This window comes from Curtobacterium sp. ME-Dv--P-122a (genome assembly GCF_030209645.1).
In the GTDB taxonomy this organism is placed as follows: domain Bacteria; phylum Actinomycetota; class Actinomycetes; order Actinomycetales; family Microbacteriaceae; genus Curtobacterium; species Curtobacterium flaccumfaciens.
The window spans coordinates 47804-58656 of the sequence record NZ_JARVRO010000018.1; the positions used below are offsets into that span (position 1 = coordinate 47804).

At 70.5% G+C, this 10853-nt stretch carries 13 protein-coding genes; 7 read left to right on the forward strand and 6 right to left on the reverse strand.

The features are described from left to right. Positions 1–15: 15 nt before the first annotated feature. A complete protein-coding gene (locus QRN49_RS17375; RefSeq protein ID WP_163343313.1) occupies positions 16–480 on the reverse strand; it encodes a MarR family winged helix-turn-helix transcriptional regulator in 465 nt (154 codons plus the stop codon). 96 nt (positions 481–576) lie between these two features. On the opposite strand from QRN49_RS17375, the gene QRN49_RS17380 reads away from it, so the two are divergent. After that, the gene (locus tag QRN49_RS17380; protein ID WP_228513867.1) at positions 577–2796 is read left to right on the forward strand and encodes an MDR family MFS transporter; all 2220 of its coding nucleotides are present in this window, start codon (positions 577–579) and stop codon (positions 2794–2796) included. A 76-nt stretch (positions 2797–2872) separates the two neighbouring features. After that, the gene (locus QRN49_RS17385; protein ID WP_194621479.1) at positions 2873–3460 is read left to right on the forward strand and encodes a TetR/AcrR family transcriptional regulator; all 588 of its coding nucleotides are present in this window, start codon (positions 2873–2875) and stop codon (positions 3458–3460) included. Positions 3461–3761: 301 nt separating this feature from the next. Here the strand turns inward: QRN49_RS17385 and QRN49_RS17390 are convergent, their stop codons facing one another. The 3 genes from QRN49_RS17390 to QRN49_RS17400 all read right to left on the reverse strand — a co-directional run bounded on the left by QRN49_RS17390 (position 3762) and on the right by QRN49_RS17400 (position 5617). Beyond that, positions 3762–4184, reverse strand: coding sequence for a DNA-binding protein (locus tag QRN49_RS17390; RefSeq protein ID WP_284756901.1), 423 nt, complete (start codon positions 4182–4184; stop codon positions 3762–3764). After that, positions 4181–4786, reverse strand: a complete 606-nt coding sequence (locus QRN49_RS17395; protein WP_111024632.1) for a nucleotidyltransferase domain-containing protein — start codon at positions 4784–4786, stop codon at positions 4181–4183. Before QRN49_RS17395 ends, QRN49_RS17390 begins: the two co-directional genes overlap by 4 nt. 72 nt (positions 4787–4858) lie before the next feature. Continuing rightward, on the reverse strand, positions 4859–5617 hold the full coding sequence (locus QRN49_RS17400) for an SDR family NAD(P)-dependent oxidoreductase (RefSeq protein WP_284756902.1): 759 nt from the start codon (positions 5615–5617) through the stop codon (positions 4859–4861). Between the two features lie 68 nt (positions 5618–5685). On the opposite strand from QRN49_RS17400, the gene QRN49_RS17405 reads away from it, so the two are divergent. Continuing rightward, a complete protein-coding gene (locus QRN49_RS17405) occupies positions 5686–6264 on the forward strand; it encodes a TetR family transcriptional regulator (RefSeq protein WP_027464431.1) in 579 nt (192 codons plus the stop codon). 49 nt (positions 6265–6313) lie between these two features. Next, the gene (locus QRN49_RS17410; protein ID WP_284756905.1) at positions 6314–6724 is read left to right on the forward strand and encodes a VOC family protein; all 411 of its coding nucleotides are present in this window, start codon (positions 6314–6316) and stop codon (positions 6722–6724) included. A 19-nt stretch (positions 6725–6743) separates the two neighbouring features. Here the strand turns inward: QRN49_RS17410 and QRN49_RS17415 are convergent, their stop codons facing one another. Beyond that, complete coding sequence (locus QRN49_RS17415; RefSeq protein ID WP_071245932.1) at positions 6744–7013, reverse strand: hypothetical protein; 270 nt, start codon at positions 7011–7013, stop codon at positions 6744–6746. Between the two features lie 94 nt (positions 7014–7107). On the opposite strand from QRN49_RS17415, the gene QRN49_RS17420 reads away from it, so the two are divergent. From QRN49_RS17420 to QRN49_RS17430, 3 genes are all read left to right on the forward strand, one after another. Then, positions 7108–7983 (forward strand): DUF808 domain-containing protein, encoded by an 876-nt coding sequence (locus tag QRN49_RS17420; RefSeq protein ID WP_284756907.1) that lies wholly within the window; start codon positions 7108–7110, stop codon positions 7981–7983. Positions 7984–8115: 132 nt separating this feature from the next. Then, entirely contained in the window at positions 8116–8550 is a 435-nt protein-coding gene (locus QRN49_RS17425) for a VOC family protein (protein ID WP_284756908.1), read from the forward strand. Positions 8551–8610: 60 nt separating this feature from the next. Next, positions 8611–10023: an FAD-binding oxidoreductase gene (locus QRN49_RS17430; protein WP_284756910.1), complete on the forward strand. Its 1413-nt coding sequence runs from the start codon at positions 8611–8613 to the stop codon at positions 10021–10023. Between the two features lie 120 nt (positions 10024–10143). On the opposite strand, the gene QRN49_RS17435 is transcribed toward QRN49_RS17430, so the two are convergent. After that, complete coding sequence (locus QRN49_RS17435; RefSeq protein WP_111024640.1) at positions 10144–10539, reverse strand: hypothetical protein; 396 nt, start codon at positions 10537–10539, stop codon at positions 10144–10146. Positions 10540–10853 lie beyond the last annotated feature (314 nt).

Genomic DNA, 10853 nt, shown 5'->3' on the forward strand with positions numbered 1-10853 from the left:
GCCCCGTTGGTCACGTCAGGAGCGCGTGGTGCCGATCCCCAGGACCGCGTCCGCCCGGTCGTTCAGTCGCGTCAGCATCTCGGCGAGCGAGCGCAGCTCGTCGGAGGCGAACTCCTCCGTCAGGTCGTCGAACACCTCGGCGCCGGCGGCGTCCAGCTCGTCGAGCAGCCGCCGGCCGGCGGGGGCGAGCGTGACGAGCGTGGCGCGGCCGTCCGCGGGGTCGGGCGACCCGATCAGGTGCTCGGCCTCGATCAGCGAGGCGACCCGGCGGCTGATCACCGGGCGCGACAGCCCCGTCGCGTCGGCGATCGCGGTCGCCCGGACCGGACCGTGCCCGGCGACGGCACGCAGGATCACGCGGGCCGTCGGGTCGAGGCCGCCCCGGGACTCGATGAGCGAGGAGCGCAGGGTCTGCCGGACCCACAGCCGGTCGAGCTGGGATCGCAGGAGTCGCTCGGCGGCACGCCGGTCGTCGGTCACGCGCTCAGCGTAGCGGGCACATTTAGTTGCTTGCCGGAAGCAACAGATGTATCGTTGCGCGGTCTGCAAAGTTTCACAGCCAGAAAAAGGAGTTCGATGACCGCCACCGCACCCGTCTCGGTGCAGCACGGTCGGCACACCGCCGAGGCCCCCGCGGCCTCCGGAGGCGCCGGCCAGCAGCCGCTGATGACCCACCGTCAGATCCTCCTGGTGATCTACGGCCTGATGGCGGGGATGTTCCTGTCCTCCCTCGGCCAGACGGTGTTCGGCACGGCGATCCGCACGATCGGCGACGACCTGCACGGGCTCGACCAGCAGGCCTGGGTGACGACCGCGTACCTCATCACCTCGACGATCGCGACGCCGATCTACGGCAAGCTCTCCGACATCTTCGGCCGCCGCCCGCTGTACATCTTCGGCATCGTCGTCTTCATCCTCGGCGCCGTCCTGTCGTCGATGTCCACCTCGATGCTCATGCTCGCCGCCTTCCGCGCGGTGCAGGGCATCGGTGCCGGCGCGCTGATGTCGCTGCCGCTCGCGATCATGGGCGACATCCTCGCCCCGCGTGAGCGCGCCAAGTACCAGGGGTACTTCCTCGCCGTGTTCGGCATCTCGTCCGTCATCGGCCCGCTCATCGGTGGTCTGCTCGCCGGTTCCTCCGAGATCCTGTGGATCACGGGCTGGCGCTGGGTGCTCCTGATCAACGTGCCGATCGGTGTCGCGGCGCTCCTCATGGTCATCGTGTTCCTGCACCTGCCGAAGGTGCACGGCGCCGGCGACGCGAAGCCGAAGGTCGACTGGTGGGGCGCGACCGCCGTCATCGTCACCCTCGTGCCGCTCCTGCTCGTCGCCGAACAGGGCCGCATCTGGGGCTGGGGCTCCCCCGCCGCCATCGCCTGCTACGTCGTCGGTGTCGTCGGCCTGATCGGGCTGCTGCTCATCGAGTCGAAGATGGGCGACGCGGCGATCATCCCGCTCAAGCTGTTCCGCTCGGGCACGTTCTCGATGGCGACCGTCATCGGGTTCCTGGTCGGCTTCGCGATGTTCGGCGCGATGCTCACGATCCCGCTCTACCTGCAGATCGTCGTCGGGCTCACCCCGACCGAGTCCGGTTTCGCCACGCTGCCCCTGGTCGGCGGCCTCATGATCGCCTCGATCACGAGCGGTCAGATCGTCGCCCGCGTCGGCCGCTACCGGATCTTCCCGGTCATCGGCACCGCGCTCGTCTCCGCCGGCTACGTCGTCCTGACCTTCATGTCGATCGACAAGCCGCTCTGGTTCCTGATGATCGGCATGTTCCTCATCGGTCTCGGCCTCGGCTCGGTCATGCAGTCGCTGACGCTGGCGTCGCAGGGCTCCGTCGAGGCTCGTGACATGGGCGTCGCCACGTCGTCCGCCACGTTCTTCCGCCAGATCGGTGGCACGCTCGGCACCGCCGTCCTGCTGTCCATCCTGTTCTCGGTGATGCCGGCGAACATCCTGACCGCGACCGCGAACCAGAAGGACCTCGGTCCGGCGCTCGACGCCGCGCTCAACCCGACGGTCGCCAGCGCGAAGGCGAACCAGGGCGCCATGGACAAGATCTGGACGCCCGTCGTCACCCCGCTGACGAAGACCGTGCAGTCGCAGCTCGACGCTGCCTCGGCCAAGGCGAAGCAGGCCGCCGACGCCGCGGTCACCGAGCAGGTCACCGCGGCCGTGCAGCAGCAGGTCGCCGCCGGTGCCGTGCCCGCCGCAGCCGCGCAGACAGTCATCGACCAGCAGGTCGCCGCGGCGACGCCGGCTGCCGAGCAGTCCGCACTCGAGCAGGTCGCCGACCAGGCGCACGCCAGCGTGCAGGACGGGACCGTGTCCGTCGACTGGTCGAACGCCTCGCAGCGCTCGTACTGGGTCGACGAGCTCACCCCGGAGCTGGCGAAGAAGATCGACGACGGCAACACCACGAGCGACAGCGCCACCAGCACCAACGACACGTCGTTCCTGACCGGTGCCGACAGCCGCCTGACCCGGCCGTTCATGGCGGGCTTCAACGCCTCGTCCGTGACGATCTACTGGGTCGGTCTCGGCGTCATCCTGCTCGCCTTCGTCCTCACCTGGTTCTTCCGGGTGCCGCCGCTGCGCCAGCGTTCCGCGCTGCAGGAGCAGGCCGACATGTCCGCCGAGGCGCAGCTCGAGGCAGAAGCGGGCGCCGCCGCAGCCGAGGCCGGCTCGTTCACCGGACCCATGACCGGGTCCGTACCGACCGGGTCCGTGCCGACCGGATCGGGTTCGACCGGTTCGGGTTCGACCGGATCCACGCCGACGCACCGTCGGTGACCGACCGGGGCGTCCGTCCGTGCCCCCTTTCCGGGCGGGCGCCCCTCCCACACACACCAACCCACCAGGAGTCCACGTGATCACCACCCCGGCAGCGGCTGCGGCAACGGAGCCGTGCACGCTGCGTGAACGGAAGAAGCAGCAGACCCGGCAGGCACTGCACGACGCAGCGCTCACGCTCGTGTCCGCGCACGGGCTCGACGGCGTCACGGTCGAGCAGATCTGCGCCGATGCCGACGTCTCCCCCCGCACCTTCTTCAACTACTTCTCGTCGAAAGCGCACGCCGCGCTCGGGCTCGACTCCGTCGAGGTCCCGGAGCGCTCCGCGGCCTGGTTCGCCGAGGCCGACGGTGCCCTGGTCGACGACCTGTGCACGCTGGTCGCGGCCACCGTCCCGCTCTCGCAGGACCGCCGCCGCATGAAGGAGCTGCTCGTGCTCCGGCCGGAGATGTCCTCGATGGTGATGCAGTGGATGGCCGAGTCGCGCCAGTCCCTGCTCAGCGTCGTCGGCACCCGCACGGACGCGCAGACCGCCCGCACCGCGGTGACCCTGGTGATGTCGGCGCTCAGCGAGGTGGCACATCGCGAGACCGTGCGGAGCAACGACGAGCTCGCGGACCGGCTCCGTGCCGTCGTGCGCGAGATGGCGGCGCTCGTCTCCTGACGCGGGGCCCTTCGGGCGTACCTGGTCGAATCGGGCGTACCTGGCAGGAACTCCTGCCCGGTACGCCCGATTCCGCTTTCCAGTGCGCGCGCAATGGGAAGGAACGTCACGTGGTCGACGCGACCGAAGGGCGGACGGGAGGCCCGTGGCGGCGTCGCCACGGGCCTCCCGTCCGTCAGGTGGTGACGCCCTGACGCCGCCGCGCCGGTCGGTGCCACACGAGTGCGTCACGCGAGCGGTCGCGGGCGAACCGGAGCACGCGCAGCACGACGATGTCGTGGTCGCTCGCTCGACCAGCGCGTCAGACCGACCGCGCGGCCGCCTCGAGTGCCTCAGCGGCTTCGCCGGCGCGCACGATGTCACCGTCGCTGACCGACCTCGCGTTGTACTCGGCCTTGGTCTTCACCGCCAAGAGCACCTCGAGGTGCTTCGCGACCGCCGGCCCGGCAGCTGCACGGAGGACGGGCACCGCCTCGTGGTGCGCTCCCGATCGCGAGTACCTGCCGGTCCGAGCCACGCAGATCGCGTCAGCCGCCGCGATGCCGCTGAGGACGCACTGTGTGACGAACGCGTTCGCGAACTGCGACCCGGCACTGAGGACCCCTCCGTCACCACCGAAGGTGCGGAGGACGTCAGCAGCGTCGAGGAACTCCGTCGCCTTGGCGAGCCGGCCCCGCCGGAACGACTCGTCACCCGGTGCGGTGGTGCCGGTTCGCGGGGTCATCCATTCAGCGTACGGAGCTTCCGGGACAGCCATCGACCATCACCTGCGATGGGAATCCCGTCCCGAGCAACCGACGCGAGGAGCGGATCCGTGCCCTCGATCTCGTCCTCGTCGAAGACGACCGGCCGCACGGCGTTGCCGGTCCAACGACCGGCTGCGCGGCACAACGCGTGGATCTGGTCCTCGGCGTCCGCGCGTCGGCCGCGAGTGACGACGAAGCAGAGATCGAGATCGCTGTCCGGGCGCATCGCACCGCGGGCTCCGGATCCGAAGAGTGCGGCGTACCGGAGGGGGATCGACCGACAGCCGGATCGGAGTCGTTCGAGCAGGGCACGCCGGAGGTCGGCCAGGGCGGTGACCGCATCGGCGGCGAGGTGTTCTCGGTTCAGGGTGAAGGACTTCGTCCGTCCGGTCCGGTGCCCGTCGACGAGGCCCTGCTCGACCAGCCGATCCGCACTGTTCCGGACCCCGGCGTACGACCGGTCGGGCACCAGGCTGCAGATTCCCGCGATCGTCAGGGGTCCGGGGGCCAGTGCCAACACCGCGAGGACATCGCCGTCCACGGAGGTGGTGACCGTCGCGAGGGGAGATTGCAACTGCATGGAGATGTCCGATCAGATCGAGTAGAAATCTACCACTCCAGGTAGATTTCTACTCGTATCCGAGGAAATCCGTCAGACCACGGACCAGCCACCGTCGCTCGGCAGCACCGCACCGTTGACGTTCGCCGAGTCGTCACTCAGCAGCCAGGTGATGGCGGCGGCGAGCTGCTCGGGCTGGGCGACCGGCGGGATGGTGGTCTGCATGATGGGACCGACCCGGCGAGCCGCGTACTCGCTGCGCATCGGTGCCTCGATGTTCGTGGCGACCGCACCCGGCGCCACGGCGTTCGCCCGGATGCCCTGCGGCCCGTGGAAGAACGCGACGCTCTTGGTGTACCCGGCGATGGCGTGCTTCGACGAGGTGTAGGCAGCACCGGCGGCCGAGGCCTTCAGCGCCGCCTCGGACGCGACGTTCACGACCGATCCCTTGCCGGCGGCGATCATCAGCGGCAGCACCGCGCGGGTCAGGCGCATCGGACCGGTGACGTTGACGCTGAAGACACGCTCCCAGGTGGCGTCGTCGACCTCGTCCGGCGGCAGGAACGCGTCCATGATGCCGGCGACGTTGGCGAGCCCGTCCACCCGGTCGCCGGCGGCGGCGATGAGTGCGTCGATGGTCTCGCTCGCGGCGACGTCGCCGACGACGGTCTCCACGGCGAAGCCGTCGAGCTCCGTGCGGAGTGCATCGAGCCGCTCGGCCACGACGTCGGTCGCGATGACGCGGCCACCCTCGTTCGCGATGCGTGTCGCCGTGGCGCGTCCGATGCCGGAACCCGCTCCGGTGACGATGATGGTCCTGCCGGTGAACCGTCCGGCGGTGGTGTCGGTCATGTGGTCTCCTCGATGCGGGGCGCTCACTGCGCCACACCGGTTATAGCACTCAGTGCCGAAAGGTCTCCATGAGCTCGACGAACGACCGTCCGACGGGGCGCCCGCGCACCATCGACCCCGACGCCGTGTCCCTCGTCGCCCTCCGGCTGTTCGACGACCAGGGCTTCGACGCGGTGTCGATGGACGACGTCGCCGCGGCGGCCGGGGTGAGCCGTCGGTCGCTCTTCCGGTTGTTCCCGAACAAGGCGGCGCTGGTGTGGGGCGGTCTCGACGAGTTCGCCGCACGGTTCCGCGAGGCCCTGCGGTCACGGCCGGCCGACGAACCCTCGGCCGTGGCGCTCCGGGCGGCCTACCGGATCGGCGCGACGTTCCCGGACGACGCCGTCGAGGTCACCCGACACCGGCTCCGGGTCATCCGCGCGAACCCGTCGCTCGAGCACGTCGGTGCCGCGACGGTCACGGCCCTGACCGACGAGATCCTGCGGTACGTGGCCGAGCGGGACGGGGTCACCGCCGACGACCTCGCCGTCGCGGTGCGCGCCCACACGCTGGCCGCCGCCGCGAGCGCCGCACTCACCTGGTGGGCACTGCACGGCGACGGCCGTCCGGAGGACGTCCTCGAGCGCGCACTCGCACTGCTCGACTGACGAGCCCCGGGGGTTCCCGCACGCAGCACCCCGGAGTACCTTGCCGGGCATGCACACGACCGGACCCGCGCCGTACTTCCAGTTCGCCGGCACCGCCAGGCATGCCCTCGAGCACTGGCAGCAGGTGTTCGGCGGCGAGGTGCAGATCGCGACCTACGCGGACTTCTCCCGCACGGACGGCCCGGCCGACGCCGTCGCGCACGGCCAGCTCACCGGCGAGCTGCAGCTGTTCGCCGCGGACGCGAGCGAGGGCGACACCCCGTTCTCGGCGACCGGACTGCTCTTCTCACTGCTCGGCGCTGCGGAACCGGACGTCCTGCGTCGGTGGTTCGACCAGCTCGCCGAGGGCGGCACGGTGATCGGCCCGCTGCAGCAGCGCCCGTGGGGCGACTGGGACGGCACCGTCCGCGACGCGCACGGGGTCACCTGGCTGATCGGGTTCGAGGACTCCGCGCGCTGACTCCCGCGCGCTGCAGCACCTACTGCTGGTCGGACGGCAGCAGCGGCGCCCAGAAGGCGTCGGGACCGTCGGCCTGCACGGCGTCGCGCTCGAACCGGAACCCGTAGTCGCGCACGAAGTCGAGGGCCGCGGCCTGCTCGTCCTCGGCGTCGTCGTGGTCCGCGTCGAACAGGTACACGCCGTGCCCCATCGCGACACCGGCGTCGCTGATGACGGAGAGGTCCCAGCGCCCCTGCTCGGAACGCTCGATCCGGACGACGGCGGCCTGGGATGCGGTGAAGTCAGCCATGCCGCGAGCCTACGGACGCCCCGCGGCTGGCGTTCAGGATGCTCCGCGGCCACTACGCTGTGCACGGTCACAGGTCAGACGAGTGGAGAACGCATTGTCAGTCGGATTGCTCGCCGTGGTGGACGACATCCTCTCCGCAGCCCTCAAGGCCAGCGCGAAGACCGCCGGGGTCGTGATCGACGACGCCGCCGTCACACCCCAGTACGTGCAGGGTCTCGAGCCCGCTCGTGAACTCCCCGTCGTCGGGCGCATCGCCCTCGGCAGCCTGTTCAACAAGTTCATCATCATCATCCCGCTGGCGTTGCTGCTCACGGCCTTCGCACCCGGCGTCCTGCCGTGGCTGCTGCTGCTCGGCGGCACGTACCTGTGCTTCGAGGGCGCCGAGAAGGTCACCGAGTGGTTCGGCGTGCACCATGAGGGCGGGTCCGACGAGGCCGTCACCGAACCGAAGCTCGTCTTCGGCGCCATCCGCACCGACCTCATCCTGAGCACCGAGATCATGCTCATCGCGCTGGCGGGCCTCGACCCCGACCTGGGGCTCTGGCCGACGCTCGGCGCCCTGATCGTGATCGGTCTGGTCATGACGGCCGTCGTCTACGGCGCCGTGGCACTGCTCGTGAAGGTCGACGACATCGGCCTGCAGATGATGAAGAAATCGGTCCGCCGCACCCGTCGGATCGGTGCCCGCATCGTCCGTGCGATGCCGATGGTCTTCCGGGTCATCAGCGTCATCGGCACGGTCGCGATGCTGTGGGTCGGTGGACACCTGGTCATCGCGAACCTGGCCGAGACGATCTGGTACGGGCCGTACGACCTGCTGCACGTGATCGAGCACGCACTCGAGGCCGCAGGCCCAGTCGTCGTCTGGATCGCCGACACCGCCGTGTCGGCCGTGGCCGGCCTCGCGCTGGGCATGGTCGTCGTCGGCATCGTGCTGGGCATCGGCCGCCTGCGCGGCAAGCAGCACTGACGCGGCTGCGCGACGGACGGGAGGCCCGTGGCGGCCTGGCACCGTGCCTCCCGTCCGGCGCACCGTGCGCCCACCGCTGACGGTGCGGACGCTGAGCGGACGCCGGTCGTGCATCGTCGTATCCTCGGCGCCATGGCAACGGTGCGACAGGTCCAGGTGACGTTCGACTGCGCCGAGCCGGAGCGTGTCGCCCGGTTCTGGTGCGAGGTCCTCGGCTACGTGGTGCCACCGCCCCCACCGGGGTTCGCCGACTGGGACGCGTTCGACCGGTCGCTGCCGGCGGAGCACCAGGGATCGGCCTTCGCGTGCGTCGACCCGACCGGCGCCGGACCCCGCCTGTTCTTCCAGCGCGTCCCCGAGGGCAAGACGGTGAAGAACCGCGTGCACCTGGACGTCCGGGTCGGCAACGGGATGGTCGGCGCCGAACGGCTCGCGGCGCTCGGCGCCGAGAGCGCTCGACTGGTCGGACTCGGCGCCACCCAGGTCCGTCGCATGACCGCGGACCAGGTGAACGAGTCGTGCATCGTCATGCAGGACGTCGAGGGCAACGAGTTCTGCCTGGACTGACCGGCGTATCGTCGACGGACCCGAACCGCACCGCCGCGCCACGGAAGGACCCCACCCCGCATGACCGTCACCGCCGCATCCGCCACCGCCGCATCCGCCACCGCAGCCGACGCCACCGCCCTCGAACACCTGCTGGGGTCCGACCGGGTCCTCCGCGACCCGGAGTCGCTCGAGCGCTACCGCCACGACGACGCCGAGTGGGCCGACTCCACGGCACCGCGCGCCGTGGTCCTGGCACGCAGCACCGACGACGTCGTCACCGCCGTCCGCTGGGCAGCCGCTGCCGGCCTCCGGGTCGTCCCCCGCGGTGCCGGCACCGGTCTGTCCGGCGGCGCCAACGCGATGGCCGACTCGATCGTCGTGTCGCTCGAGCGGATGGACCGGGTGCTCGAGGTGAACACCGACGAGCGCTACGCGGTCACCGAACCCGGCGTCATCAACGACGCACTCCGCGCCGCGGTCGCCGAGCACGGCCTCTGGTACCCGCCGGACCCCGCGAGCTCGGCGATCTCGACGATCGGCGGCAACGTCGCGACGAACGCCGGCGGCATCTGCTGCGTCAAGTACGGGGTCACCCGCGACTACGTGCTCGGCATGACCGTCGTGCTTGCCGACGGGTCGGTCGTGGAGCTCGGCCGCCGGACGGCGAAGGGCGTCGCCGGGTACGACCTCACGGGGCTGATGGTCGGTTCCGAGGGCACGCTCGGCATCGTCGTGTCGGTCACCGTGCAGCTGCTCCCCCTGGCCGGCCGTGACGAGCGAGCCGTGATCGGGTACTTCCCCTCGCTGACCGCAGCGGGCGACGCCGTGGCCGCGATCTCGCGCGCGGGGATCATCCCCGCAGCACTCGAGATCGTCGACCGCACCTGCCTGCGAGCCGTCGACGACTGGATGCACCTCGGGCTGCCGGCGGACGTCGACACCCTGCTGCTCGCACGGGTCGACGAGCGCGGTGCCGCCGGGGACGCGATCGCCGACCACGTCGCGGACGTCTTCGCCGAGGCCGGTGGGACGGACGTCGAGCGGGCCACCGATCCCCAGGACATCGACCGGCTGTTCCAGGCCCGCAGGCTCGCCTACCCGGCGCTCGAACGGCTCGGTCCGGTGCTGACCGAGGACATCTGCGTGCCGCGGAGCGCGGTGCCCGAGATGCTCCGGCGGATCCAGGTGACCGCGGACGCACAGGACGTCACGATCGCCAACATCGCGCACGCCGGCGACGGCAACCTGCACCCGCTGATCATCGCGCCCGAGGGCGACGATGCCGCGAAGGCCCGCGCGAAGACCGCGTTCGACCAGATCGTGGCGGACTGCCTGGCGCTCGGTGGGACCGTGACCGGTGAGCACGGCGTCGGGCTGCTGAAGCTGCCGGGCCTGCGGGTCGAGCTCGGCGACCGTGTGCTCGCGATGCACCGCTCTGTCAAGGACGCGCTCGACCCGGCGGGGACCCTGAACCCGGGCAAGGCGTTCTGACCCGGCCAGACGACGGACGGGAGGCCCGGTGCCAGCTGGCACCGGGCCTCCCGTCCGTCAGGTGGTCGCGTTCAGCGACCGGTGTGCGTCACGCAGGAGCGCATCCGCACGCACGCCCGCTCAGTGGCGACGGAAGTACCCGTTCGCGCCGCCGACGTACATCAGGATCGTCGCGATGAGCACCGCGACGCCACCGATCCAGCCGAAGGCATTGCCACCCGAGGCCGCGCCGACGCCGACACCGATGAGCTGCAGGACCGCGAGGACCGTCAGCACGATGCGGGCCCAGTTGCGGCCGTCGCGCATCTTGAAGACGATGATGAGCTCGATCACGGCGAGGATGAACGCGAAGATCGCGCCGCCGACGAGCGGGGCGGTTCCGACACTGTCAGCGACGTCGGCGGACGAGCCCGACGTGAGGTTGATGATGCCCTGCAGGATGTTCGCCAGGACCACCACCAGCCAGATGACGAACGCGACGGTGACGGACGTGGGACGACTGGACGTCGATGCCATGGGGAGTGCCTTTCTCGATGGACCGCGTTCAGCGGCCTCACAGCGAACGTACTTGGAGGCGTGAGCGCTGTCCGGATGTGCCCGAAGGTCACAGAGCGGTAACGACCGCAGATCGGTCCAAACCCTTCGCCGCAGGGTGCCGAATCACCTGCAACGACCGGGAAACACCCGGAGCGCTCACCAGCCGCACATCGCTGGTTCTCCACCCCACCAAGGGTGTGTTCGGCGCGCACACAGCAGCCGCGCCGAGCGCGACAACAGCAAAGGACTGATCACGATGCGTAAGAGCCTCAAGACCTCCATCACCCTCGCCA